This is a genomic window from Corynebacterium sp. ACRPS (assembly GCF_022346005.1).
Taxonomy (GTDB): domain Bacteria; phylum Actinomycetota; class Actinomycetes; order Mycobacteriales; family Mycobacteriaceae; genus Corynebacterium.
Map to the genome: position 1 here is coordinate 15,868 of NZ_JAKRMY010000019.1, position 25,121 is coordinate 40,988.

Sequence of the window (25,121 nt, forward strand, 5' to 3'; positions counted from 1 at the left end):
ATTGTCTCCAAACCACGTAACAGTCACGCTAAACCGGAATGAAATCTAGGTGAATCGGTCGAGCACTAGGTAGGACGAGTAGACTCTGCAATCATGACTGAATCGACCATCCACGCATCCGATATCCAGCAGGCACAGGCACGTATCAGTTCCGAAATCGCGCCGACGCCGCTGCAGTATTGCCCCCGGCTTTCTGCGGAAACGGGCTGTGAGGTCTATTTAAAGCGCGAGGATCTCCAGGACGTGCGCTCGTATAAGATACGCGGCGCGCTCAATAGCATCTCCAGCTTGTCGCAGGAGGAGCGGGAGCGGGGCATCGTGACGGCATCGGCAGGCAACCATGCACAAGGCGTGGCCTATGCGTGCCGCACCATGGGGATTCCGGGCAAGATTTTCGTCCCGGAGCCCACGCCCATGCAAAAGCGCGACCGCATCCACGTGCACGGCGGAGACCAAGTGGAACTCGTAGTAGTGGGTGCCAACTTTGACGAGGCCGCGGCCGCCGCGCATGCCGATGCCGCCGAGCGCCACGCCACCTTCATCGAGCCCTTCGATGCCCGCGATACGATCATCGGCCAGGGCACCGTGGCCGCGGAGGTCTTGGCGCAGCTTTCGGCCAAGGGCGCCTCGGTCGATACCATCGTCGTGCCCGTCGGCGGCGGTGGGCTGATTTCTGGCATCACCTCCTATATGGCGGATATGGCACCGCACGCGAAGGTGGTGGGTGTGGAGCCGGAAGGGGCGGCATCGCTAAGAGCAGCCTTCCGCAATGGCGGGCCGGTGGCGCTAGAGAGCGTGGATCCGTTTGTCGACGGCGCGGCGGTCAAGCGCCTGGGCTCGCTGCCGTATGAGATTTTGGAGGCCAACCAATCGCGCCTGCACTGGGACACGGTCTCTGAGGGGGCGGTGTGCACGGACCTGCTCAACCTGTATCAAAATGAGGGTATTATCGCCGAGCCCGCCGGTGCGCTGTCCGTGGCCGGGCTGCAGCGGGTGCCGCTAGAACCGGGTTCGACGGTGGTCTGCGTGATTTCTGGGGGAAATAATGACGTGCTGCGCTACGCCGAAATCATGGAGCGCTCCCTGGTGCACCGCGGCCTGAAGCACTACTTCTTGGTCAATTTCCCGCAGGAACCGGGCCAGCTGCGCCACTTCCTATCTGAAATCCTGGGCCCCAGCGATGACATCACTCTTTTTGAGTACCTCAAGCGCAATAACCGCGAGACCGGTGCCGCGCTGGTGGGCATACAGCTAAGCCGCGCCGAGGACCTGGCGGGGCTGAAGGAGCGGATGGCCGAGTCCAAGATCTCGGTGCAGCACCTGCAGCCGAATACCCCCGAGTACGATTTCCTGGTGGCCTAATGCGCGATACGTATCGGCGCCCCACCGGCCAGGTGGAACACGAAAATGAGATCAAACGCTCGCGGTTTATTGCCCTGATCGGCCGGGTCACAAACGAGGAAGAAGCGCGGGCGTTTATCGATGCCGCCCGCCAGCGCTTTCCCGATGCCCGCCACCATTGCTCCGCCTATGTCTACCACGTCGACGACGCGAACCCAGTGGAACGTTCCTCCGATGATGGCGAGCCTTCCGGGACGGCCGGAAAACCCATGTTGGATGTGGTGAAAGGCTCTGGAATGCTTGATATTTGCGCGGTGGTCGTGCGCTACTTCGGCGGCATCAAGCTGGGCGCGGGCGGCCTCGTGCATGCCTATGGCGGGGCGGTCAGCGAGGCCATGGAGAAGGTCGAGGCGGTCACTCGGGCGCGCCGGGAGCTTTATACGGTGGAATGCCCGCACGCCACGGCCGGGCGCCTCGAAGCGGATTTGCGCGGGCGCGGCATCGATATCACCGATACCGAGTACGGTGCAGCCGTAACCTTTACCGTCGCCGTGCGCCCGGGTGGGCTCGATGCGCTCCAGGCGATGCTCGCCGCGCTTTCCCAAGGTGAAATCAGCGCGCGCGAAGCAGGTTCTGCTTGGGTTGAGGTAGGATCTGGGTCATGACTATGCAGCAGCGACCGAATAACCCCATTGCGCAGCGCAAGCAGCAGGTGCGCAAGCACTCCCGCAACGCCGTTATTTCCGTTGCCGGTGGCCTCGGCGCAGGAGTTGTTTTAGGTGTGCTATCTGCTAATTTGGCCGCTTGGATGGTTTTGGGCCTTATCATCGCCGTGGTGGGCGGCGGGTATAACTGGTTGAAGATCCGCAAAATCGTCAACGAGAACCACAATAATTATTAATGCCTACCCCGCAGCCAAGCGGCCGCCCCGTCCGCATTGATGCTTGGGTATGGGCGGTGCGCATGTTCAAAACCCGATCCGCCGCGGCCACCGCGGTGCGCGCCGGGCACGTGAAAATCAACGGTGAAGCGGTCAAACCCGCGCAACAAGTCGTGCCAGGCGATAGGGTGCGCGTGTGGCGCAACCACCACGAGCACGATTTGGAGGTGCTGGCTACCGTCGCCAAGCGCGTGGGCGCGCCGGTGGCGCGCACCTGCTATACCGATCACGCGCCTCCGCCACCGCCCAAGGAGTTCATGCCGTCCGTGCCGGTGCGCCCCCGCGGTGCGGGCCGGCCGACGAAGAAGGAACGCCGCGATATGGAAAAATTCCGCGGCGGGTTCCGCTAGGAATTAGCGCGCAGCGCCTTAAGGCGCGCGTTCAGGCGGCGCCGGCGGCCGGCGCGGTCGCCGGATTCAGCGGTGGCCTCGATATGCTGTTTGCCAAATTTATTGAGCAAGAGGTCATCGATAAGGCGCACTTGGCCGGGCCGAAAGCGATAGTGCATGGTGTCGTGGACGTGGGCAATGGCGTCATCGTCAAGCAGCTGCTCGAGCTGGTCCAAGGACCGGATATCGTTTTCCTCCAAGATTTCCGCGAGGAAGCGGTAGTGCTCCGAGCGCGAAAGTGGGAAGCGGTTGCCCAAAATGATGGCTAGGACGCCAGGCAGGGTTTCCGGAGTAAGCTCCACGTCCGTGTCCGTCTCCGTGCGCGGGGCCTTGAGCGCGGCGATTTCATCGAATTGCTGATCGGCTAGTTCGATGAGGCCGGCGGCCAGCGTAAAAAGGCGGTCGACCTCGGGCGAGGGCGGGGTAGGGCCCTGCTTATAGCGGATATCGTGCTCGAATTCCGCCCACGCGTGCTGCAGCACGGTGCGGATTTGCACCTCAAAGGTCCAACCCACGAAATCGGCGAGCTCTTCCATGGCCGCCGCGCTATCGTCCGTCACGGTGAGCACCAGGTGGTGGGAACCGTAGCCAAAACCGCCGGAAATGCGGGTCTCGGCCGCCTTATCTACAGAGCGCACGACCTTGAAGGACTCGCCCAGCACGTCTAGCGCATTGGGAATGGTGGTGGAGTGGTACAGCGTAACGCGCACGCCCATGACATCGTGGATATCGTCCCACGGGGTGGGGTAGATGAAATCGCCGCCCTCGCCCCGCTTCTTGGCCTTGCGTTTGAGCGAAGACCACGCCTTGACGCGCGTGGATACCCGGTCAAAGATGATGCCGGCGTCATTGAGTAGATCCTCGATGGCGGTGCGAAAATCCTCCGCCGCCGTGGGGTGGCTGCGGGTCCAGGCGTGGTACTGATTGCTCAGCCTCGACATCCTGCTTTCCGCCATGGTGCTCCTCTCATAATTCGCGGGGAAATCCGTTAGACCATACTAGCGGGCGCGAATGTAAAACGGTGCGATGGCGGGGAAGTTGTTCGGCGGCGGCGCGGGCGAGGTCGCGGGCATACTCATCGGGTAAGTGGGCGAAGACAAAAACCGTCGCGGAATCAGGCACCAGGTAGGTTAAAGAATGCGAGCGCATGAGGCGGCGCATGTGCTTATCCAGCACGGTGAAGGTTTCTGGGTGGGCCAACCACGAGGAAACCGGGGCGCCGTGGGAGCGAACTTGCAGGCCGCCATAGGGCGCTGCGGCCGGCAGGGCGCAGTGGGCCGGGCGCGTCCAAAAGCGCAGGCCCTGCGAGTCGAGCGCGGCGCGCTGCAGGTTATGCGAGGCGCAATTCCACGCCTGTCGGGCCGAAACATCGAGGTCCGCGAGGCCGCGGTGGCTAAGCCTGCGAAAAGTGCGCTGCCCGGGAAAGACCAGCGCCATCGACAAGTTGGGCGAAAGCTGGATGGTGGCAAGGGAGTCGCAAAAGCCGTCATCGGAAAGCCGCTGGTGCTTAATCCACGACCGAGCGAAGAGCGCCGGCAGCAAATTAGCGGTGGTGGGGCGGGGAGCGTCGAGCGTAAGGGTCATGGTGATTTCTCCAGGGTCGTGAGTATCCGCCCCTATTGGACTGGAGAAATGGCCGGGTGGTTCCCTGCGGGCTTAAAAAGGCGGCTCGGCGTCGAGCTCGAGTTCAGAAAAGAGCTGGGCACCGGACCACATGGTGATGTCCTGACCCTTTTTCTGCAGCTCTTCGGCGCGCTTTTCCTTGGAGGTCTTCTTCGCCCATTCGCCGACGACAAGCAGCGTGGTCTTCTTGGTGACGTTTTTGCCCACTTGCCCGCCGCGCTTGGCGATGCCCTGCCACAGCAGCCCCTTATCGTACGGCTCGAAATCGCCGGTCAGGGTGACGTGCTGGCCGTAGAGCGCGCCCTTTGGATCGGCATCGGGATTGGGATCTGGGATGGTATCCGGGGTGGCCACGGCCTGCCACGGCGCCCGGCCAGAAGACGAGGGCTTCTTGTTGGTTCCGGCGGAGCGAGTGGAATCGCGGAAATCGGTACCGGCGCCCAGATCGTCGCCGGAGGTGGGCGCGGTATGCGCGCGCAGGACCGGCAGGATGGCCGCGGACTCGAGCCGGCCGAGGCTAAACTCGCGGCTGGTGAAGAGATCGGTGATGCTTCCGGTATGCACGAAGCGCTGGGCCAACCCGGTGATGATGGTGCCGGCGGCACGGGCGTCCTCTGTGGCATCGTGGTGGGTAAAAGAGTCGCCGCCGAGGTGTTTCACCACGGTGGGAAGCTTGTGGTTGGCTACCGAGATAATACCTTGCTTGGACGCATCGCGGGACAAAGCGAGCGAGCAGGCCAACGGGACGGTGGGGACATCGGCGCCGGCGGCCAGCAATCCGGAGCGCAGCGCGGAAGAGTCGAACTGGACATTGTGCGCGACGATGACATCGCTGCCGATGAAATCAAAGAGCTCTGCGGCCGCTGTGGCAAAGGGCGTGGCCCCCTCGACATCGGCGGCGGTAATCCCATGGATGGAGATATTGATTTCTGCAAAGTGCTCCAAGCCTGGGGGAGGGGTGCACAGCCACGACTGGGACGCGGTTTCCTCGCCATCGCGGTAACGCACGGCACCGATCTGGCAGATGGAACCCCAATTATCATTGGCGGTTTCTACATCAACCGCGACGAAATCAAGCCCTGGGGTTTCCTCGTTAGTGGATGGGGTTGGGGCTTCCGCGGGTGTGTCGCCCTGTTGCGCCGCCTTAATGGCGCGCGCCACGCTGTGGGGATCTTGGTGCGGCGCGAAGGCAATGCTGCCGGCGCTGCCTAAGGACAAGGAACCAAAACCGGTGGCGGTGGGTCCGTGGACGCGCAGGTCATCGATGGTATCGAGCGCGATTTCTGCGGTGGCAGGAGCGCCTAAGCTGCGGGAGAGCAGGCTGCGGTGAAGCACGACTTTTTCCGCAGTGACATCGATGGATACGCCATGCGCGGGATACGACACGAAAATGGCCTTTCTTCTGAGGTGAGAATCTAAGGGGGAGGTGCTGCACAGAGATCGTACTCGCTTGTGCTTAGCAGAAATCCGCCGCGGGGGTGAAGCGTTTTAATCCGTCCCGCTGTGCTGCAATCCGGCATTGATAATACGCACGCCACGCACCAAATCGGCGCGGTAGTCCGCCGGGGTAGCTCCGCCGGTGGTTTCTAAAAGCTGGCGCTGGGATTGCTCGAGCAGCGTGGCGCCTAGGACGAGGTGCACGGCGGAAAGGGCGGCGGCCTTGCGGGCAGTATCATCGAAATCGGGGCAGGTGGCGGAGCTAAACTGTGCGACGAGGTGATCCCACGCCGTGGAATCCGGCTGGGAGAGGCCGGCGATGGCAACTTCCGCGCCATCGCGCCGGGCCAGGAGCAATTTGCGCAGGTGCAGGCTAATTTCTTCCAGCGTGGAACCGGCGACGGGGGCGATAATATCTTCGGCAAGAGCGGCGATGAGCGCCTGCTTATTGGCGATGTGCCAATACAGTGCGCCCGGGGCAACGCCGAGGGAGGAGGCGACGCGGCGCATGGTGACATCGGCAAGCCCATACGTATTCAATAGGGTCGTGGCGGCGTCGATGATGGCCTCGCGATGTAGTTGCACAGTGGAAATTGTACGTGTTTCGCCGCGCCAAGGAATAGCTCACAGGTACTTTTCAGACTGCAATAATGTCCCTTGCAAACTTGCATTGTTAAGATTGCGGGGACATAAGAACCCGTCGTGAGGCGGCTTCGCATTCGAAAGATTGATTCAGGAGCTCTCCCTTGTCCTTTTTGACCCCTGCTAAGAAGTCCCTTTTTGCGGTCGCTATGGTTGCCCCGCTTGCCTTAGCTGCATGCAGCTCAAATGACGAGGACGATTCGACGAAGACCACGTCGTCTTCGTCTGCTTCCTCGTCCTCTGAGACCTCCGCGAAGGAATCGGCGAAAAAGTCTGAGGACAAAGACGCAGATAAGGATAAAAAGAAGGAAAAGGAAGAAAAGGACAAGAAAAAGGCCGCCGAGGAGCCTAAGGAGAAGGGCGAAGAAGGCGGCAATGAGGGCACCAACGCGAACCCCATTGAGAATGAGGACGATCCCTTCGCCAACGCCCAGGACATCAAGCCCATTGAAGGTGGGCAAGAAGCAAGCGATGGCGATAAGCAGGCCATTGAGCAGTTGGTGCGCGGGCAGCATGAGATTGACAATGTTAAGGACTACTTTGGATACATGCCTGCCCACGCCTGCAAGGCCGTGCGCGAAGGCGAGTCCGGGGATTTCCAGCAGTACCTCAACTACGTCGATAGCCTGCCCAACCAGTCCTTTGCGGAATACGCAAACTCCATGCGCCAGCAAAGCCAGGGCAATGCCAAGATCAACGAGTTCGCCGACCAGCTAGAGGCCATCCCTACCTCCACCAAGCTGGAATCGATCAATGACGTTGTGGTCAATGGCGATGATGCCTCTGCTACCGTGAGCGTGTCGAACTCGGACGGTACCGATACCTCCACCGTTCGTTTCCGCCGCGAGGACGGTAACTGGACCTTCTGTAACTAAAATGTCTTCCCGCCAAGCTCGCTTGCCCCGCACACTCGGTTTCGGTGCGGGGCTCCTCGCGTGTTCCCTGTTCGTTTTCGGCATCTGTGGCGCGCTCTGGGGGTTTATGCGCCCTACGATGACCGGCCATGCTGTCGACGGTGGCGGCTACGCCATTGAAGCCGCGGGCAACGCGCAATTCGTCGCATTTATGACCTTTGCACTCGTCACGGGTTTCTTGGGGCTGTGCCTCGGACTGGCCGCATTCGCGCAGCGTCGCGGGCGTGGTCTCACGATGCTGCTGTGGGTAGGGCTGTGCGCGCTTACCGGTGCCGCTTCCTTCTACGTCTTTGGTGGCATCACCGCAACGCACCCGCCGGAGAACCCCGGGGACGTCGTGGAATTTGCGCCGAACTTTTCTCCCGCCGTGGCCTGGGTGGTAGCCCCATTTTTGGCCATGTTTTCCTATTGGTGCACCGCGTTTATTAGCTCCGACGCGGACTGGGAGACGGCTGGCAAAGAGGCCAGTGCGCAAAGGGAAGTAGTTACGCCCACTTGACCGGGGAGCTGCCACAGAATTCCCGCGCGATGTCATCGATTGCGTGCAGGATCGCATCGAGGCTCTGGCTTAAAACCCGCAGCAGCTGGCCTTGGTGAAGGCCCGCCCCGGTCAGGGTCGGCACATCGACGTGGACGTGGAGGCCGTCGTCGCTGGCGCGGCAGTAGGCCGTGGCGCTGTGGTTTGCCCGGTTCCAGTCATTGCAGATCAAAAACAAACGGGTGAATTCGTCCTCATCCGCATTCAGGTCCCACCGGCCTGTGATGATGAGGCTTGGCCCAGAGTCGAGGGTGAAGGTGCAGGCGATGGAGTTGACGAGGGCAAATAGGCAGATTTCACCATCGCTATGGAAGCGGTCGATCCCTATCTGCGGCAGAGCGGTCGCGAGGAAATCCAGGGTGACCGCGGGCGGGGAAGCGGCATCGTCTTGAGCTAGCAACAGCTCTGGTTCTTGGGCCAGGGCCGGAAATTCGCGCGTCGCCACGCTAATGAGCACCTCTGCGCCGCGGAGCGCGGCGGGCACAAAAGCGGCCAATTGATCGTGCGTTGGTGCAGTTCCAGTGCTGAAGTGGCTCTGCCCACACAGCACCAGCGACCCCTCCTCGTCATAGTCCAGCACGGCGGTGGGGTAGAGGCAATCGGCATTCCAACTGGTGATAAATCGGGACAGCGCGGCGGCCTCGCCCAAGTCAACCGCGCCGCGCAGAGTGGTGTGCAGGTGGACAACCACATCGTCGGTCTGCGACACAAAGACCAGCGTGGACCCCGCCTGCCCATGGGAAATGACGAGTTCTCCAGTTGATAGCGCCCAATAGGAAAAATCAAGCTTGCGGACGATGGCGCGCAGGTGCCGCTCAAGACTGGTGGATTCAAATTCGATCATCATGCACCGCACACTCGCCTTCGCTGGAAGTTGATTTTGAGTCTATCGCCCAAGAGGGTGTCCCCGCGGCGCTTTGGGCGATAGTATATTGGTTTGTCTACAGATATAGCCCACGGTGATCAACCAGAAAGTGAGCCAGGAATGCTTCGAACCATCGATCTCCGCGGTCAACAGCTTCGCCCCGCCACGCTGCGCCGCGTCCTTCCGCGCGGCGGCACCGATGTGAATTCCGTCATGGGGACCGTCGTGCCGATGGTCAATAAGGTGCGCGACGAAGGCGTCCAGGCGGCGTTGGATTATGGGGAGCAATTCGATGGGGTGCGCCCGCCGTCCCTGCGCGTCCACCAGGCCGAACTGCAGCGGGCCGCCGACGAGCTTGATCCCCAGGTGCGCGCGGCCATCGAGGCCTCCATTGAAAGGGTGCGCCGCGTGCATGCGGACCAAAAGCCGGAGTCGCACACCACGCAGCTGGCCGCCGGCGCCACCGTGACCGAGGTATTCCGCCCCATCGAGCGTGTTGGCCTCTACGTGCCCGGCGGCAAGGCGGTCTACCCGTCTTCTGTCATCATGAATACCGTGCCCGCGCAAGAGGCCGGCGCCTCCAGCCTGGTGGTTGCCTCCCCGCCGCAAAAGGAGCACGGCGGCCTGCCACACCCTACGGTCTTGGCAACGTGCCACATGCTGGGCGTGGAGGAAGTCTGGGCCGTCGGCGGGGGGCAGGCGGTAGCGCTTTTGGCCTACGGAGATGCGGAAGAAGGCGTAGAGCCCGTGGACATGATTACCGGGCCGGGCAATATCTTTGTCGCCGCGGCCAAAAGGGCGGTGCGCGGGGTGGTAGGCACCGATGCGGAGGCCGGCCCGACCGAAATCGCCATCTTGGCGGATGAGACCGCGAACCCCGTCTACGTGGCCTACGATCTCATCTCCCAGGCAGAGCATGATCCGATGGCGGCAAGTGTGTTAATTACGGCATCGGAAAGCGTGGCCCAGCAGGTGCAGCAGGAGGTCGAGCGCCGCTATACGGCAACGGAGAACTCCGCCCGCGCCGCCGAGGCACTTACCGGCGAGCAATCCGGCATCGTTCTGGTGGATTCCGTGGACGCTGGCATCGCCGTGGCGAATGCGTATGCCGCCGAGCACCTAGAAATCCACACCGCGGATGCGCGCGCCGTGGCAGAGCGCATCAACCACGCCGGAGCCATTTTCGTCGGCGCGTATTCCCCGGTGCCCTTGGGGGACTATTCGGCCGGTTCCAACCACGTGCTGCCCACCTCGGGCACGGCGCGGTTTTCCGCGGGGCTTTCCACCCACACCTTCCTCCGGCCGGTCAACCTCATCGATTATGACCGCGGCGCCCTGGAAGAAATCGCCCCCAACGTCATCGCCTTTGCCAATGCCGAGCGCCTTCCCGCCCACGGGGAGGCCATCCGCGCCCGATTCGAGGAGAAATAAATGGCCCAGCTACATGACCTACCGCTGCGCGAGGAATTGCGCGGCGAGACCGCTTATGGCGCCCCGCAGCTGCGGGTGGCCTACCAGCTCAATACCAACGAAAATCCTTTCCCGCCTTCGCCCGCGCTTGTCGATGCCCTCGTGGACGAGGTCCGCCGCTGCGCCAGCTCGCTCAACCGCTACCCAGAGCGCGATGCGGTCGAGCTGCGCACCGAACTAGCGCGCTACGTTTCGCAGCAAACCGGCGTGGATGTCACCTACGAGCAGGTCTGGGCAGCCAACGGCTCCAATGAGATCCTGCAGCAGCTGTTGCAGGCCTTCGGCGGGCCCGGGCGCAGCGTGCTGGGATTTACGCCGTCGTATTCCATGCACCCGATCCTGTCAGCCGGAACCCACACCCGGTTTATCGAGTGCCCGCGCGATGAGAACTTCGCCATCGATATGGACCGCGCCTTAGCGGCGGTGGCCGAGCACCAGCCCGACGTCATCTTTGTTACTACCCCGAATAACCCCACCGGCGGGGTAACCAGCTTGGAGGATATCGCCGCGCTTATCGATGCCGCCCCCGGCATCGTCATCGTCGACGAAGCCTACGCCGAGTTTTCTGACTCGCCGTCCGCGACGAGCCTTTTGGAAAAATACCCCACCAAGCTCGTGGTTTCGCGCACGATGTCGAAGGCCTTCGACTTTGCCGGCGGGCGGCTCGGCTACTTCGTGGCGGATCCGGCCTTCGTGGAGGCCATCATGCTGGTGCGCCTGCCATATCACCTATCCGTCTTATCCCAGGCCGCGGCCACTGTGGCCCTGCGCCACAGCGCAGATACCCTCGCCACCGTGGAAACCATCGCCGCCGAACGCGACATGGTGGCAGGTCGCCTGCGCGAGATGGGCTATACCGTCATGCCGAGCGAATCGAATTTCCTTTTCTTTGGCAATTTTGCGGATCAACACCGCGTGTGGGAGCAGTTCCTGGATGAAGAGGTGCTCATCCGCGATGTAGGGATCGACGGGTATTTGCGCGTGACCATCGGCCTGCCAGAAGAAAATGCGGCCTTTCTGGCTGCGGCGGAAAAGCTAGCGACTACAGTAGGAGCGGATACTTCAAAGGAGTGATTTATGACAAACCGTGTGGGGCGTGCCCAAAGAGCTACATCGGAATCGGACATCACCGTTTCCATCGACCTTGACGGCACTGGGAAAAGCGACATTTCCACTGGACTGCCGTTCTTTGACCATATGCTTACCGCATTTGCCACACACGGGCTCTTTGACCTGCAGGTTAAGGCCACCGGTGACGTGGAGGTAGACGCCCACCACACCGTGGAAGATACCGCCATCGTATTAGGCCAGGCCCTGCGGGAAGCAGTGGGGGATAAGGCCGGGATCCGCCGCTTCGGCTCCCAATTGCTGCCCATGGATGAAGCACTGGTAGAGGCGGTAGTGGACTTTTCGGGCCGCGCGTACTTTGTGATGAATGGCGAACCGGAACACCTGCAGTGGCAGGTCATCGGCGGGCACTATGCCACGGTGATTAACCGCCACTTCTTCGAATCCTTGGCCACGCACGCAGCCATTACCCTGCACGTCAACGTACGCTACGGCCGCGATCCGCACCATGTGACCGAGGCGGAATACAAGGCGGTAGCCCGCGCGCTGCGCGCTGCCGTGGACCACGATCCGCGCCAGACCGGCATCCCTTCAACGAAGGGAGCCCTGTAGCCCGTGCAGTTTATGATCCTCATCCTGTTTTTGGTGGCAGGCCTCTTGGTAGGAGGAGCCTGGTCCGCGTATCAGCAGGACTCGAAGTTTTTTACGGTCGTCGCCGCGCTTTTAGCCGTTATCACCGCGGCCGCGGCCATTGCCTGGATGGTTGGAGGCTTTAGTAAATGAGCGAATCTCAAGAGACCAATATTTGGAAGGTCCCCGGCTATACGCCGACGATGGTAGCCATCGCCGCCGCCTTTGGCGCCTGGTCCATCCTGCTTCCCGTGGTGCCGCTTGCCGTCATTGACTCCGGCGGTTCCGCGACCCTGGCTGGTGGATCCACTGGTATCTTCATGGCCTTTACGGTTGCCACGCAGATCGTATCGCCGTGGCTATTGCGCCGCTGGGGCTACAGGCGCGTGATGGCGCTGTCCGCGTTTACCTTGGGTGTGCCGGCCTTCGGCCACCTGCTGGGCACCGACGCCTGGATCGTCTTGCTATTTTCCGCCCTGCGCGGGGTGGGCTTTGGTGCCCTCACCGTGTCCGAATCCGCGCTCATTGCAGAGCTCTCCCCGGTGCGCCTGCTGGGCAAGGCCACCGGTATGATTGGTGTATTTACAGGCTTGGGGCAGATGATCTTCTTGCCGCTCGGCCTGTTCATGGCCGATTCGCTAGGATACGCCTCTACTTATATCACCGCCGGTCTGATCGGCTTCTTGGGTTTTGCTATGTGTCTGCGCATTCCCAAGATCAAGGTCACCTTGGCCGAGGATAACGATGAAGAAGTCAATATCATCCGTGTTCCTACCTGGAAGTTGGTGCTGGTCCCGGCCTTGGCCTTGACCACGTTTTCTATGAGCTACGGTGCCATTTCCTCGTTCTTGTCCCCTGCGATGCAGGAGCTCGATGCCGCAAGGGGTGCCAGCCTCGCCGGCATCATGCTGTCCATCGTGGGCGGCGCGGCGATGATCTTCCGGTACTTCGCCGGCGTGGCGGCAGACCGCACTGGGACCCCAGGCAGCTTGTACATTCCGAGCCAGATCATGGCGATCATCGGCGTCGGGACGATTTCGCTCACCCTATTTATGGAAAGCTCCATCTGGTGGCTGGTGCTCGGCGCGGTTCTATTCGGCGGTGCCTTCGGTATCGCGCAAAACGAGGCCTTGCTATCCATGTTTGACCGGTTGCCCCGCGAGCGGGTCTCGGAGGCCTCGGCCATTTGGAATATTTTCTACGATAGCGGCACCGGTCTGGGCTCGACCCTGCTCGGCGCCATGGTGGCGGGCTACGGCTACGACGGCGCCTTCGGAGCTGGGGTTGCGATCCTCATCGCCGGTTTGCTGCTCACCACGGCGGACTTCATCTTGGGCCGGACCCGCGTGAGCGAGACCAACGATATCCGCACCCGTTTGCGTCGAATGCGTAAGGTATAGCCCATGACAAAATCTGTGGTGTTATTGGACTACGGCGCGGGCAATATTCGCTCCGCCCAGCGTGCCCTCGAGCGCGTCGGGGCGGAGGTCACCGTCACGGCGGATCCTTATCAGGCCCTCGAGGCAGACGGGCTGCTGGTTCCCGGCGTGGGCGCGTTCGATGCCTGCATGGCAGGGCTGAAGGCCGTGAATGGGCCGAGGGTCATCGGCCAGCGCCTGGCAGGAGAGCGGCCGGTCATGGGTATTTGTGTGGGAATGCAGGTGCTTTTCGATGCCGGCGTTGAGCACGGCATCCACTCCACAGGCTGCGGCGAATGGCCGGGTACGGTCGAACGCCTGCAGTCCGACGTGTTGCCGCATATGGGCTGGAATACCGTTGAGATGCCGGATGGCAGCGCCATGTTTGCCGGGCTTAACGCCGATGAGCGGTTTTATTTCGTGCATTCCTACGGCGTTCGCCGCTGGGAATTGGAAACCGTCATTACCCGCCCGCCGCTGGTGAGCTGGTCCACGCACGCTGGTGATTCTTTCGTGGCGGCGGTGGAAAATGGCGCGCTGTGGGCCACGCAATTCCACCCCGAAAAATCCGGGGATGCGGGCGCGCAGCTATTGGAAAACTGGATGCACACGCTCTAGGTAGGATGAGACCATGACTTTTACGCTTTTGCCCGCAGTCGATGTCGCCGGCGGCAAGGCCGTGCGCTTGGATCAGGGAGAGGCCGGCACCGAAAAGGTCTACGGCGCCCCGCGGGATGCAGCCCTTGAATGGCAGCGCCAGGGCGCCCAGTGGCTGCACTTTGTTGACCTCGATGCCGCCTTTAATCGCGGTTCCAACCACGAGCAGATGGCGGGGATTACCCAAGAACTTGGCATTAATGTCGAGCTGACCGGTGGCATTCGCGATGATGCCGGGGTAGAGCGCGCGCTGGCTACCGGCGCGAATCGCATCAATATTGGCACCGCCGCCTTAGAAAACCCAGAGTGGATAGAAAAAATCCTTGGGCACTACGGCGAAAAGGTCGCCGTGGATTTGGCGGTGCGCTTAGAAGATGGTGAATGGCGCACGAAGGGCAACGGCTGGGTCTCCGACGGCGGGGATCTCTGGGAGGAGCTCGAGCGCCTCGATGCCGCAGGGTGCCAGCGCTTCGTGGTTACGGACGTGTCCAAGGACGGGACGCTGACCGGGCCCAATGTGGAATTATTGCGCGAGGTAGCAATGGCAACCGATGCCAAGGTGACCGCCTCCGGTGGCATTTCCTCCCTGGCGGATCTCACCGAGCTGGCCCGGTATCAAAATGAGGGCATCGATTCGGCGATCATCGGCAAGGCGCTGTATGAGGGAAATTTCAGCCTGGAGGAGGCGCTAGCTGCGGTGGCAGAGGTAGATCCGCTGCCCGCAGAGGTGCCCATCGATCCTTATGACCCCGAGGAAGAGTAAGCGATGATGGATCCGCGCGAGTTGGTGGCCTTCGCGGAGGCGGCCGTTGACCAGGTCGAGCCCATCTTTCGGTCCGGCATCGGGGCGCCGCCGGCCCACTTTAAAAGCCGGGGCGATTTCGCCACAGAGGTGGACTTGGCCATCGAAAAGCAGCTGCGCGATATCTTGCAGCAGATGACCGGCATCCCGGTGTACGGGGAAGAATCCGGCGGTAGTATCCACGACACCGTGTGGGTTGTCGATCCGATCGATGGGACCGCAAATTATTCCGCGGGCAATCCCATGGCCGGCATCTTGGTGGCCTTGGTCCACGAGGGCCAGACTGTTGCGGCCATCTCAGATTTTCCCCTCTTGGGCAGGCGCTTGGTGGCCAGCGACGGCTCGCCGCTGCGCTCTGTGGGTGGGCCGTCCGGCGGTTTCGGTGGCGGGGAAGAGTCCCCAGAATTCGATGATGCCCGTGGGCACGTGGGGTGTTTTTCCAACCTTCCCACTGCGGCATTCCACGAACTGCGAGAATCCGGCTTGCGCCCGCGCATCACAGGCTCGGTGGGACTAGATAATGCCTTCGTGGCCCAGGGCGTCTTTGACGGTGCCGTGAATTTCTCGCCGCACCCGTGGGATAACGCGGCGGGAGCGCTCCTTATCAAGGCGGCCGGGGGCATCGTCACGGATCCGGAGGGTAATCCGTGGACCGTGCAGTCGCGGGGTATGGTCTCTGGTACCCCGCAGGTGCACGAGACAATCCTGGAAATCCTATCTCACCACTCAAATTAACCCTGACCGACTTGTGAAGGAGTAAGCCCCGCATGGCTGTAGCCGTACGCATAATCCCGTGCCTTGATGTGGATCAAGGCCGCGTAGTCAAGGGCGTGAATTTTGCGCACCTGCGCGATGCAGGAGACCCAGTGGAATTGGCCGCGCGCTATGAGGAATTGGGCGCAGACGAACTGACTTTCCTCGATGTCTCCGCGTCCAAGCATGGCCGGTCCACCATGCTCGATGTGGTACGCCGCACCGCCGATCAAGTCTTTATTCCGCTGACCGTGGGCGGGGGAGTGCGCAGCGTTGACGATGTCCGCGAGCTCCTGCGCACCGGCGCGGATAAGGTATCGGTCAATACCGCCGCGATAGGCAATCCCGGCCTGCTGCGCGAATTGGCGGAAGTCTTTGGCTCGCAGTGTATCGTCTTATCCGTGGACGCGCGGCGCACCGACGCGGCGCACGCACCGTCGGGGTTCGAAGTTACGACACACGGCGGGACGACATCGGCTGGCATCGATGCAGTGGAATGGGCCCGGACTGGCGCCGAGCTGGGTGTGGGGGAGATCCTTTTAAACTCCATGGATGCAGATGGCACGAAGGCCGGATTCGACCTCGAACTTCTGCGCGCGGTGCGGGAAACGGTGAATATTCCCGTCATTGCCTCCGGCGGAGCGGGCGCAGCAGCGGACTTTCCACCCGCCGTTGAAGCAGGTGCCGATGCTGTCCTAGCAGCCAGCATTTTCCACTTTGGGGAGGTAGAAATTGGCGAGGTTAAAAAGGTCTTGGCAGATGCCGGAAACGAGGTGCGCCGATGAGCAATCCCGCAGACTATGAGCTAGACCCACAGATTGCTGCGCTACTCAAGCGCAATGAGCAAGGGCTCGTGCCAGCTATTGCCCAGGCCGATTCCGGCGAAGTGCTGATGCTTGCCTGGATGGATGACCATGCGCTTGCCCACACGCTGGCCACGCGCAAGGGAACCTACTTTTCGCGCTCGCGCGGCGAGTATTGGATTAAGGGCGAGACCTCAGGACATACGCAGGAGGTACTCGGTGTGCGCCTTGATTGCGATGGCGATACCATCTTGCTGACCGTGCGGCAGCGCGGCGCCGCGTGCCACACCGGTGACCGGACATGCTTCGATGCGAAAGTTCTTTTAGGGGATGATTCCTAATGACGAGGCGACTTGGCCCGCTTTTTATTGCGGTGGGCACGGCGGTGCTGTGGTTTTCTTCCCGTAGCACTTGGGTAAAAGCGGTAAGCGAGGACGATAAATCGGGCTCGGCAACCAATGAGATCGTGGGTTCCGCGTGGTCCCTAGAACTGATGGCATTGACGCTGGTCCTCCTCGCCGGGGTGCTCGCGGGCCTAGCGCTGCGCCGAACAGGGCGGCGCATCGTGGCCATTGTGTGCGCCCTCGCCGCGGCAGGCGCCGCGTGGAGCCCTATTAGTTTGCTGACCAGCGGCGCTGATGCCGAGCGCGCGCAAAAAATATTGCAGGGCGCGTCCGCAAATGAAAACGCGGTGGATTCTGCCGCAATTTCTGATTGGGCTACCGTCATTTCCACGGAGGCCACCAAGCTGGGCCCCATTGTCGCCATTATCGGGGCCGCGCTGGCATTTTTCGGCGCCGTACTCTTGGCCCAGAACCCGGGCAAGGACAAGGTCAAGGCGTCGAGCAAATACGAAACCCCTGCCGCCCGCCAAGAAAAGCTGGCGGAAGATTTGGAGACCTCATCCGATTCCGGCCGCGTGATGTGGGATGCGCTCGATAGCGATATCGACCCGACCGATGTGGGCCGTAAATAGCCCCGTTCGCGCAGCACAATTTCCGGAAACGCCCCGAATAGCGTTAATCTAAGTGTGATTTTAATCGCGCTTGGAGGGAGGTGCTCATGCCCACACCCATAGCCGTCGATCACCTGGTCGCTGGGGTGCTAGAGGATGTCGCCGCGCGCGAAGCACGCGTTTCCTTCCAAGATATCAAGGCGCGCTCCCGGGACATGGAGCCTCCCCGCGATGCCCGCGCGGCGCTTTTAAAACCAGGTTGTTCGGTCATTACGGAGCTGAAGCGCGCCGTTCCTTATACCGGGGAAATCGCCCACGTGGGCTCGGCCGAGCAGATGGCCGAATGGGCGCGCACCTTTGAGGACTGCGGCGTGCATTTGATGGCCTGCCAGACGGATACGCGGCGCTTTAACGGATCGCTTGAGGATATGGCGGCCGCGCGCGCTGCCATCGATATCCCGATGATGGCGCGCGACCTTATCGTGGACCCGTACCAGATTCATGAGGCTCGCTGTTTTGGCGCCGATGCGATCCCACTGCAGGTCGAGCTTTTAGAGCAAGCCCGATTGGAAGCCCTCTTGGACCGGGCGGAATCATTAGGGATGACCGCCATCGTGGAGGTGCGAACCTGCGGGGAGGTCAACCGCGCCATCAAAGCCGGCAGCAGCGTCATTGCGATCAATGCGTGGTCCCTTGCCTCCGATGAGATCAACCGGGAGGCCTTCAATGATATTGCCCCGGGCCTGCCGGAATCCCTCCTGCGCATCGCCGTGGGTGGGGTGAATAATGCCCGCAATCTCTTCCACTATGCCTCCCGCGGGGCGGATGCGGTATTGGTCGGTGAATCCGTCATGGCGGCTCAGGATCCAACCGCCTTGGCACGCTCCCTGGTGGCCGCGGGCCAGCACCCGGCGTGCCCGTCGCGTAAAAGTTCCTAGGAAAGTGACCCCAAACTAGCTCAAGGGTACGCCGATAAGGCACACTATCAACGTGCATACTCAGAATCTTGCAAATATCCCCTCCCCGCCGCAGGGCGTGGTGTGGCATCTTGGCTCCATTCCAATCCATGCGTATGCGCTGTGCATCATCGCCGGCATCCTCGTGGGCATGTGGATGACGCTGCGGCGGTACACGGCCCGGGGCGGCAATCCCGATACGGTGTGGGATGCGACCATCGTCGTCATCCCCGCCGGTATCGTGGGCGGCCGACTCTATCACGTCATCACGGATCATCAGAAGTACTTCTGTGATACCTGCAACCCAGCCGACGCCCTCAAGGTCACCAATGGCGGCCTTGGCATCTGGGGTGCGGTTGCCTTAAGCGCCGTAGCGCTGTGGGTGATGTTTCGAATCAAGAAGATTCCGCTTGCACCGTTCGCGGACGCGGTGGCGCCTGGCCTCATCCTTGCCCAGGGCATCGGCCGGTTGGGAAACTGGTTTAATCAGGAGCTCTACGGCCGGCCGACCGACGTTCCGTGGGCGCTGGATATTTACTACCGCGTCGATGAGGCCGGGGAGTACGCGCCGGTTTCCGGGCATTCTACTGGCGAGGTCATCGCTTCGGTGCACCCGACGTATTTATATGAGCTCATCTGGAACGTGCTGGTGTGCCTGTTCCTTCTGTGGGCGCACAAGGCATGGAAGCTGGGGCGCGGCCGGGTATTTGCCCTCTACGTCGTGGGCTACACCCTGGGCCGCTTCTTCATCGAAGGCATGCGTTCAGACGAAGCCACCCATATCTTCGGCGTCCGCGTAAACCTCATCGTCTCCGCCGTTGTCTTTATCGCAGGTCTCATCGTCTTTTTCTTGCTGGACAGGCAGCGCAAGGGCCCCGAAACGCCAGAGGAAGTTGACCCGCGTTACTACCGCGAGCAGGCGGAAAACGGCGGCGAGGGTGACGAGAAACGCGTGGCAGCCACGCATGCTAACGGCACCTCGGGCACTGCTACCGGCCGGAAATGACCGGTTATGTGTGTTCGTGTCCGATTGCCGTAGTTAAGGCGCCAAAAAATTGTGGCCTGTCGGCGCGCGAGGGAGTAGGTTGGGGGTTGTTCAATTTCCCCGATGGAATAGGCCAATAATGCTGGATAGAAGAACCAAAATTGTCTGTACTCTCGGCCCTGCGGTAGCTAGTGGGGACGGAATTTTGCGCCTTGTAGAAGACGGCATGAACGTCGCGCGCCTCAACATGTCGCACGGCGAGCATGCGGACCACGAGGCCAATTACAAGTGGGTCCGCGAAGCCACCGAAAAGACCGGCCGGAACGTCGGTATCCTGGCCGATCTTCAGGGCCCCAAGATCCGTCTCGGCCGGTTTAAGAACGGCGAAGAGCAGTGGGATAACGGCGAGATCGTCCGCATCACCGTGGACGATGTCGAAGGCACCCACGACCGCGTATCCACCACCTACAAGGGCTTGGCACAAGATGCGAAGCCCGGCGATCGCTTGCTTATCGATGACGGCAAGGTCGCCGTCGTCTGCAAGGAAGTAGACGGCAATGACGTGGTGTGCGAGGTTACCGAGGGCGGCCCCGTATCCAATAACAAGGGCGTCTCCCTGCCCGGCATGAGCATTTCTGTGCCGGCCCTGTCTGAGAAGGACATCGAAGACCTGCGCTTTGCCCTGCAGCTCGGCGTGGACTACATCGCACTGTCCTTCGTGCGTTCGCCTGCCGATGTCGACAAGGTCCACGAGATCATGGACGAGGAAGGTCGCCGCGTGCCGGTCATCGCTAAGCTGGAAAAGCCCGAGGCCGTCGATGCCCTCGAGTCCATCATCTTGGCCTTCGACGCCGTGATGATTGCCCGCGGTGACTTGGGCGTTGAGGTTCCGCTGGAAGAGGTGCCACTCTTCCAGAAGCGTGCTATCCAGATTTCCCGCGAGAACGCCAAGCCGGTCATCGTGGCCACCCAGATGCTGGATTCCATGATCGAAAACTCCCGCCCGACCCGCGCGGAGGCGTCCGACGTGGCCAACGCCGTGCTCGACGGTGCCGATGCGGTGATGCTGTCTGGCGAGACCTCCGTGGGTGCGGATCCGCACAACGTGGTGCGGACCATGTCGCGCATCGTCAAGCGCTCCGAGACCGATGGCCAGGTCCCGCCGCTGGCGCACGTCCCGCGCACCAAGCGCGGCGTGATGTCCTATTCCGCCCGCGATATTGCAGAGCGCCTGAACGCGAAGGCTATCGTTGCCTTCACCTCCTCCGGTGATACCGCAAAGCGCGTCGCCCGCCTGCACTCTGACCTGCCGCTTCTGGTATTTACCCCGGACCAGGACGTGCGCGCCCAGCTGGCGCTTACCTGGGGTGCAGAGACCTTCTTGAGCCCCGACGTCAAGTCCACGGATGAGATGATGGAGGCCATCGATAAGTACCTGCTGGACTTGGACGAGTACGACGAGAATGACTTGGTCGTCGTCGTTGCAGGCACCCCTCCGGGAATCTCCGGCAATACCAACATGATTCAGTGCCACATTTTGGGAGAGACCATCAAGGACTAGCGCACTGAAAAATCCGCCGCGCCTCCACACTCCATTGAGCAAAGGGGGACGCGGCGGATTTTTATGCCAAGATGAGCCGGGGTTAAGCGCCCAGGTACGCCAGCACCGCCGCTTGGGCGGCCTGGGTGGAGGCCTTGACCGTCGGCTCATACTCCGGCAGGAAGTTGGCCTGGTGATTGACCGGGGGATCGGCCAACTCGGCATCTGGGGTGCACCCTACGTGCCAAAAGACGTACGGCACGCCCCATGCCTGCGGCAGGTAACAAAAATCTTCGGAAGCGGTCGAGGGCGAGGCCGTAACGGATGCTTCCCCGAAGGTGGCCGCAAAGACCTCGTCGATGGGCGAATACGCGGCGGCGTCATTATCGGTGACCTCGCCGTGCGCGTAGTACTCGAAGGTGGGCTCCTTCTCGCAGCCGGAGGCCATGCATTCTGCCTTCACCATGCGCTCTAGGGAGGCGTAGACCTTTTCCGCCAGGGCTGGATCATAAAAGCGCGTATTGAGCACGAGCTCGGCGGAATCCGGGATGATGTTGTTTTTATCGCCGGAATGCAGCTCGCCCACGGAGATGACGAAAAATTCGTGCGGGGCTACCTCGCGGCCCACGATGGCCTGGAGCCGGGTAACGATCATCGCCGCGGTATAAGTCGGGTCGATGGAATTATGCGGCATGGAGGCGTGGGCGGACTTGCCAAAGATGCGTATGCGCAGGGAATCGCAGCCGGCCATGATGGGGCCTGCGGTATGGCGAACGGTGCCGGCGCGGCCAGGCATGATGTGTTGGCCTAAGCAAATATCGGGGCGCGGCACGCGCTCGGTAAGGTTATCGGCGATCATGTATTTCGCGCCCATGGATGATTCCTCCGCTGGCTGGAACAGGGCGAGGAAGGTGCCGGACCAGGTATCGCGGGAGGCATCGAGAAGCGCACAGGCACCGAGTAGGGCCGTGGTGTGCATATCGTGCCCGCAGGCGTGCATGTAGTCATTGGTCGAGGAATACGCCACGCCGGTGGCCTCCTTGACCGGCAGGGCATCGAAATCGGCGCGCATGAGCGCGGTGGGGCCATCGCCATTGCGGAAAATGGCGACCATGCCATGCCCGCCAATGTTTTCTTCTACCTCGCAATCAAACTCCGCTAACTTGGCGCGGATGCGCGCCGCGGTGCGTTCCTCCTCGTGGGAAAGCTCGGGGTGGCGGTGCAGATCTTCGTAAAAATCCCGCTGCCACGCCAGGTCAGTATCCGCAGAGTGGACCATGGAAGCGATGTTTGTGGAATAAGACATAGTTTTCATCCCTTTGGTTAGGGTAGGGTCAGCTATATGCCGACTATTCAATTCGATGTATTGGTTCCAGATGAGCAAGCGGACCGCGTGGAGGAAATTTTCACCACTGCCACCGATAAGCTGGTAGCGGGCGGATCGCTTACCTCCGCCGAGGTTACTCGCCCGGCAGATCCCCAGTTCCCTGAGGGCTTGGAGGAGCAGCTGCAGCAAAATTACCGTGATGAACATGAAGAGCGCGATTTAGAAGGCGCCCACGCCCATCGCTATAACATCGCGGTGGAGGGGGCAACCGGCTCCGTGAACCAGCTGGCTATGGTGCTGTCGCGTTTGCTCACGCCGCACGCCGTATTGCCCAAGGATCACGTGCTGCTGGAGGATGAGTTGGCGCATGAACGCCCCGCCATCTTTCCGTGGACGGTCGAGATTCGCCCTTAGCCCAGCTGCTTGACGATGTCCCGGGCAGCCCTAGCCAGCTGCTCCGGCATCCCACCTTCTTGATCTAGCTCCGCGGTGACGTGCTCGGTGTCCTGGTTGATGGCCCCGGCAACGATGCCGACGGGGGTAGAAGACTCCGCCGCCAGGTCCGCGACGGTGCCGACGACCTTGCCGGTTAAGGATTGCTCGTCAAATGCGCCTTCGCCGGTGATGACGAGGTCAGCCTGAGAAATGGCCTCGGCGAGTCCGAGGGCCTTGGCCACATGTGCCCCGCCAGAGACGACGCGGGCGTGCTCATCGGTGCCCCATAGGGTGCGCGAAAGCCAGGTAAGGCCGATGGGGATGCCGCCTGCCGCACCGGTAAATTCCGCCTCCGGATCCGTGCCGGTGACCTTGCACAATTGGAGGAGGGCGCCTGCAAGCAAGGCAATCTGTTCGCCCTCTGCGCCTTTTTGAGGTCCGTACATGGTGGCTGCCTGCATAGCCTTAGCCCGGGTATCGGCCAAGAGCGTGAAATCAACCATGCCCGCTTTGATATTTAATTGCGCGGTATCGATGGAATCGAGCTGCACCAATGGGGCGCCGCCCTTGGGCAGGGCATAGCCGCGTGCATCGTGGGCGGCGGCGCCGAGGGCCGCAAGGATGCCCATGCCACCGTCGATGCTGGCCGTGCCACCAAGGCCGAGCACGATGGAGGTGGCGCCGCGGGATTGGGCATCGGCAAGCAGCACGCCCGTGCCATAAGAATCCGCGTGGAGGGGATCGAGCGCGTCGCGGACCGCGGGCAGCCCGGTGGCGGCGGCGACGTCGATGAAGGCCGTGTGCCCAGCGAGGAAATACTGCGCCTCGGTCAAACGCCCCACCGCATCCGTGGTGGGAAGGGTAATGGTCTGGGTTTCTTGCCCGCCCGCCGCGGCGGCCTGGGCCAACACCTGGGCGGTGCCTTCGCCGCCATCGGCCATGGGCAAGGTGGTGACGGTGGCGGTGGGGTAGTGCTGGCGAATTCCGTTGGCGATTCCGGCTGCGGCTTCCGTGGCAGAAGCGGTACCTTTAAAAGAGTCAGGCGCGACGACAATATGCATGCCCGCGATTATAAAGCCCGCGACCCGCACTGCGGCTTTCTGCTAGGAATCCGAACGCTCTACAGAAAATATTTATCTTTATTGTCGCAGGTGAACGTGGGTAATTGGGGGACTGAGAAATAATTGTACTTGCATTATCGGTAGATTGATAGGAAACTAGTTCCTGCTAGTCAAACTCCACGAGAATGGGATTTATACACTATGTCTGTTGATAGCCAGATTTCTGAGTACTACAACAAGCTACTCAAGCGTAACGCCGGTGAACCGGAATTCCACCAGGCGGTGTCCGAGGTGCTGGATTCGCTCAAGATCGTCCTGGATAAGGACCCACACTACGCAGACTACGGTCTGGTTGAGCGCCTGTGCGAACCGGAGCGCCAGCTCATCTTCCGCGTCCCATGGGTTGATGACAACGGCGAGGTGCAGGTCAACCGCGGCTTCCGTGTGCAGTTCAACTCCGCGCTCGGACCGTACAAGGGTGGCCTGCGTTTCCACCCCTCGGTAAACCTGGGCATTATTAAGTTCTTGGGCTTTGAGCAGATCTTTAAAAACTCCCTGACCGGCCTGCCCATCGGTGGCGGCAAGGGTGGCTCCGACTTTGACCCGAAGGGCAAGTCCGAGCAGGAAGTTATGCGCTTCTGCCAGTCCTTCATGACCGAGCTGCACCGCCACATCGGCGAGTACCGCGACGTTCCTGCCGGCGATATCGGCGTCGGCGGCCGCGAAATCGGCTTCCTCTTCGGCCAGTTCCGCCGCCTGACCACCCAGCACGAGTCCGGCGTCCTGACCGGCAAGGGCCTGACCTGGGGCGGTTCCTTGGTACGTACCGAGGCCACCGGTTTCGGTGCCGTTTACATCACCGAAGAAATGATGAAGACCCACGGCGAGTCCTTCGACGGCGCCAAGGTCATCGTGTCCGGCTCCGGTAACGTTGCCATCTACGCCGCCGCAAAGGCACAGGAACTCGGCGCTACCGTGGTTGCCATGTCTGACTCCTCCGGCTACATCACCACCCCGAACGGCGTGGACGTTGACCTGCTTCGCGATGTCAAGGAAGTGCGCCGCGAGCGCATCTCCACCTACGCCAAGGAAGCTGGCAACGGCGTGGAGTTCCACGAGGGCGGCAATATCTGGGATGTCCAGGCTGATGTTGCACTGCCGTGTGCAACCCAGAACGAGCTCGACGGCGAATCCGCCAAGAAGCTCGTCGAGGGCGGCGTGCGCTACGTTGCAGAGGGCGCTAACATGCCGTCTACCCCGGATGCGGTGCACGTATTCCAGGACTCCAAGATCAACTTCGCACCCGGCAAGGCTGCCAACGCCGGTGGTGTGGCAACCTCCGCACTGGAGATGCAGCAGAACGCATCCCGCGACTCCTGGTCCTTCGAGTACACCGATGACCGCCTGCGCGGCATCATGAGCAACATCTTCAAGAACATCGACAACACGGCCAAGGAATACGACCGTGAAGGCGACTACGTGGCTGGCTCCAATATCGCCGGCTTCAAGAAGGTGGCTGACGCCATGCTGGCACAGGGCGTTATCTAAACTCCCCTTCATTCACGGCTCCCC

Annotated in this window: 29 protein-coding genes; 22 read left to right on the forward strand and 7 right to left on the reverse strand. The window is 61.5% G+C overall.

Annotation, left to right across the window (positions count from 1 at the left end; genetic code table 11):
- The first annotated feature begins 93 nt into the window (after positions 1–93).
- From ilvA to MHX65_RS10180, 4 genes are read left to right on the forward strand one after another with little or no spacing between them, the layout of a single operon-like run.
- Positions 94–1,362 carry a threonine ammonia-lyase IlvA gene (gene ilvA / locus MHX65_RS10165; RefSeq protein WP_239269966.1) on the forward strand — a complete coding sequence of 423 codons (1,269 nt, stop codon included), beginning with the start codon at positions 94–96 and terminating at the stop codon, positions 1,360–1,362.
- A complete protein-coding gene (locus MHX65_RS10170; RefSeq protein WP_239269967.1) occupies positions 1,362–2,006 on the forward strand; it encodes a YigZ family protein in 645 nt (214 codons plus the stop codon). The genes ilvA and MHX65_RS10170 overlap by 1 nt, the downstream gene beginning before the upstream one ends.
- Positions 2,003–2,242, forward strand: coding sequence for a hypothetical protein (locus MHX65_RS10175; RefSeq protein WP_005278507.1), 240 nt, complete (start codon positions 2,003–2,005; stop codon positions 2,240–2,242). The genes MHX65_RS10170 and MHX65_RS10175 overlap by 4 nt, the downstream gene beginning before the upstream one ends.
- Entirely contained in the window at positions 2,242–2,631 is a 390-nt protein-coding gene (locus MHX65_RS10180) for an RNA-binding S4 domain-containing protein (RefSeq protein ID WP_005283779.1), read from the forward strand. Before MHX65_RS10175 ends, MHX65_RS10180 begins: the two co-directional genes overlap by 1 nt.
- Here MHX65_RS10180 and MHX65_RS10185 read toward each other — a convergent pair.
- The 4 genes from MHX65_RS10185 to MHX65_RS10200 form a co-directional block, all read right to left on the reverse strand.
- Complete coding sequence (locus MHX65_RS10185; RefSeq protein ID WP_239269968.1) at positions 2,628–3,626, reverse strand: GTP pyrophosphokinase; 999 nt, start codon at positions 3,624–3,626, stop codon at positions 2,628–2,630. The two genes, MHX65_RS10180 and MHX65_RS10185, sit on opposite strands and share 4 nt — an antisense overlap.
- Positions 3,627–3,636: 10 nt before the next feature.
- The gene (locus tag MHX65_RS10190) at positions 3,637–4,254 is read right to left on the reverse strand and encodes a hypothetical protein (protein WP_239269969.1); all 618 of its coding nucleotides are present in this window, start codon (positions 4,252–4,254) and stop codon (positions 3,637–3,639) included.
- A gap of 72 nt (positions 4,255–4,326) precedes the next feature.
- The gene (locus MHX65_RS10195) at positions 4,327–5,679 is read right to left on the reverse strand and encodes an exonuclease domain-containing protein (protein ID WP_239269970.1); all 1,353 of its coding nucleotides are present in this window, start codon (positions 5,677–5,679) and stop codon (positions 4,327–4,329) included.
- A gap of 102 nt (positions 5,680–5,781) precedes the next feature.
- A complete protein-coding gene (locus tag MHX65_RS10200) occupies positions 5,782–6,315 on the reverse strand; it encodes a TetR family transcriptional regulator (RefSeq protein ID WP_239269971.1) in 534 nt (177 codons plus the stop codon).
- Positions 6,316–6,476: 161 nt separating this feature from the next.
- Here MHX65_RS10200 and MHX65_RS10205 point away from each other — a divergent pair, with 161 nt between their 5' ends.
- Positions 6,477–7,247, forward strand: a complete 771-nt coding sequence (locus MHX65_RS10205) for a hypothetical protein (protein WP_239269972.1) — start codon at positions 6,477–6,479, stop codon at positions 7,245–7,247.
- Between the two features lie 118 nt (positions 7,248–7,365).
- On the forward strand, positions 7,366–7,785 hold the full coding sequence (locus MHX65_RS10210) for a hypothetical protein (protein ID WP_239269973.1): 420 nt from the start codon (positions 7,366–7,368) through the stop codon (positions 7,783–7,785).
- Here MHX65_RS10210 and MHX65_RS10215 read toward each other — a convergent pair.
- Entirely contained in the window at positions 7,772–8,671 is a 900-nt protein-coding gene (locus MHX65_RS10215; RefSeq protein ID WP_239269974.1) for a YbjN domain-containing protein, read from the reverse strand. The genes MHX65_RS10210 and MHX65_RS10215 overlap by 14 nt on opposite strands.
- Before the next feature lie 138 nt (positions 8,672–8,809).
- On the opposite strand from MHX65_RS10215, the gene hisD reads away from it, so the two are divergent.
- The 14 genes from hisD to pyk all read left to right on the forward strand — a co-directional run bounded on the left by hisD (position 8,810) and on the right by pyk (position 20,747).
- Entirely contained in the window at positions 8,810–10,120 is a 1,311-nt protein-coding gene (gene hisD / locus MHX65_RS10220; RefSeq protein WP_239269975.1) for a histidinol dehydrogenase, read from the forward strand.
- Positions 10,121–11,233 carry a histidinol-phosphate transaminase gene (locus MHX65_RS10225; RefSeq protein WP_239269976.1) on the forward strand — a complete coding sequence of 371 codons (1,113 nt, stop codon included), beginning with the start codon at positions 10,121–10,123 and terminating at the stop codon, positions 11,231–11,233. It begins immediately after the preceding gene.
- A gap of 3 nt (positions 11,234–11,236) precedes the next feature.
- Entirely contained in the window at positions 11,237–11,839 is a 603-nt protein-coding gene (gene hisB, locus MHX65_RS10230) for an imidazoleglycerol-phosphate dehydratase HisB (protein WP_239269977.1), read from the forward strand.
- A 3-nt stretch (positions 11,840–11,842) separates the two neighbouring features.
- Positions 11,843–12,010 carry a hypothetical protein gene (locus MHX65_RS10235; RefSeq protein WP_172596685.1) on the forward strand — a complete coding sequence of 56 codons (168 nt, stop codon included), beginning with the start codon at positions 11,843–11,845 and terminating at the stop codon, positions 12,008–12,010.
- Positions 12,007–13,257, forward strand: coding sequence for an MFS transporter (locus MHX65_RS10240; protein ID WP_239269978.1), 1,251 nt, complete (start codon positions 12,007–12,009; stop codon positions 13,255–13,257). The genes MHX65_RS10235 and MHX65_RS10240 overlap by 4 nt, the downstream gene beginning before the upstream one ends.
- 3 nt (positions 13,258–13,260) lie before the next feature.
- Positions 13,261–13,893 carry an imidazole glycerol phosphate synthase subunit HisH gene (gene hisH / locus MHX65_RS10245; RefSeq protein ID WP_239269979.1) on the forward strand — a complete coding sequence of 211 codons (633 nt, stop codon included), beginning with the start codon at positions 13,261–13,263 and terminating at the stop codon, positions 13,891–13,893.
- Positions 13,894–13,906: 13 nt separating this feature from the next.
- The gene (gene priA / locus MHX65_RS10250) at positions 13,907–14,695 is read left to right on the forward strand and encodes a bifunctional 1-(5-phosphoribosyl)-5-((5-phosphoribosylamino)methylideneamino)imidazole-4-carboxamide isomerase/phosphoribosylanthranilate isomerase PriA (protein ID WP_239269980.1); all 789 of its coding nucleotides are present in this window, start codon (positions 13,907–13,909) and stop codon (positions 14,693–14,695) included.
- 3 nt (positions 14,696–14,698) lie between these two features.
- Entirely contained in the window at positions 14,699–15,469 is a 771-nt protein-coding gene (locus MHX65_RS10255) for an inositol monophosphatase family protein (protein WP_239269981.1), read from the forward strand.
- 32 nt (positions 15,470–15,501) lie between these two features.
- Entirely contained in the window at positions 15,502–16,272 is a 771-nt protein-coding gene (gene hisF, locus MHX65_RS10260) for an imidazole glycerol phosphate synthase subunit HisF (RefSeq protein WP_239269982.1), read from the forward strand.
- Positions 16,269–16,631, forward strand: coding sequence for a phosphoribosyl-AMP cyclohydrolase (gene hisI, locus MHX65_RS10265; RefSeq protein WP_023022973.1), 363 nt, complete (start codon positions 16,269–16,271; stop codon positions 16,629–16,631). The genes hisF and hisI overlap by 4 nt, the downstream gene beginning before the upstream one ends.
- Positions 16,631–17,266: a TIGR02234 family membrane protein gene (locus tag MHX65_RS10270; RefSeq protein WP_239269983.1), complete on the forward strand. Its 636-nt coding sequence runs from the start codon at positions 16,631–16,633 to the stop codon at positions 17,264–17,266. The genes hisI and MHX65_RS10270 overlap by 1 nt, the downstream gene beginning before the upstream one ends.
- 86 nt (positions 17,267–17,352) lie before the next feature.
- Positions 17,353–18,183: an indole-3-glycerol phosphate synthase TrpC gene (locus MHX65_RS10275; protein ID WP_239269984.1), complete on the forward strand. Its 831-nt coding sequence runs from the start codon at positions 17,353–17,355 to the stop codon at positions 18,181–18,183.
- A gap of 52 nt (positions 18,184–18,235) precedes the next feature.
- Entirely contained in the window at positions 18,236–19,207 is a 972-nt protein-coding gene (gene lgt, locus MHX65_RS10280) for a prolipoprotein diacylglyceryl transferase (RefSeq protein WP_239269985.1), read from the forward strand.
- Positions 19,208–19,328: 121 nt separating this feature from the next.
- Positions 19,329–20,747: a pyruvate kinase gene (gene pyk, locus MHX65_RS10285; RefSeq protein WP_175279200.1), complete on the forward strand. Its 1,419-nt coding sequence runs from the start codon at positions 19,329–19,331 to the stop codon at positions 20,745–20,747.
- An 82-nt stretch (positions 20,748–20,829) separates the two neighbouring features.
- Here the strand turns inward: pyk and MHX65_RS10290 are convergent, their stop codons facing one another.
- The gene (locus MHX65_RS10290; protein ID WP_239269986.1) at positions 20,830–22,032 is read right to left on the reverse strand and encodes an amidohydrolase; all 1,203 of its coding nucleotides are present in this window, start codon (positions 22,030–22,032) and stop codon (positions 20,830–20,832) included.
- A 36-nt stretch (positions 22,033–22,068) separates the two neighbouring features.
- Between MHX65_RS10290 and MHX65_RS10295 the strand changes: the two genes are divergently transcribed.
- Positions 22,069–22,467 carry a hypothetical protein gene (locus tag MHX65_RS10295; protein WP_239269987.1) on the forward strand — a complete coding sequence of 133 codons (399 nt, stop codon included), beginning with the start codon at positions 22,069–22,071 and terminating at the stop codon, positions 22,465–22,467.
- Here MHX65_RS10295 and MHX65_RS10300 read toward each other — a convergent pair.
- Entirely contained in the window at positions 22,464–23,549 is a 1,086-nt protein-coding gene (locus MHX65_RS10300) for a glycerate kinase family protein (RefSeq protein WP_239269988.1), read from the reverse strand. The genes MHX65_RS10295 and MHX65_RS10300 overlap by 4 nt on opposite strands.
- 201 nt (positions 23,550–23,750) lie before the next feature.
- On the opposite strand from MHX65_RS10300, the gene gdhA reads away from it, so the two are divergent.
- Positions 23,751–25,097, forward strand: coding sequence for an NADP-specific glutamate dehydrogenase (gdhA, locus tag MHX65_RS10305; RefSeq protein ID WP_239269989.1), 1,347 nt, complete (start codon positions 23,751–23,753; stop codon positions 25,095–25,097).
- Positions 25,098–25,121 lie beyond the last annotated feature (24 nt).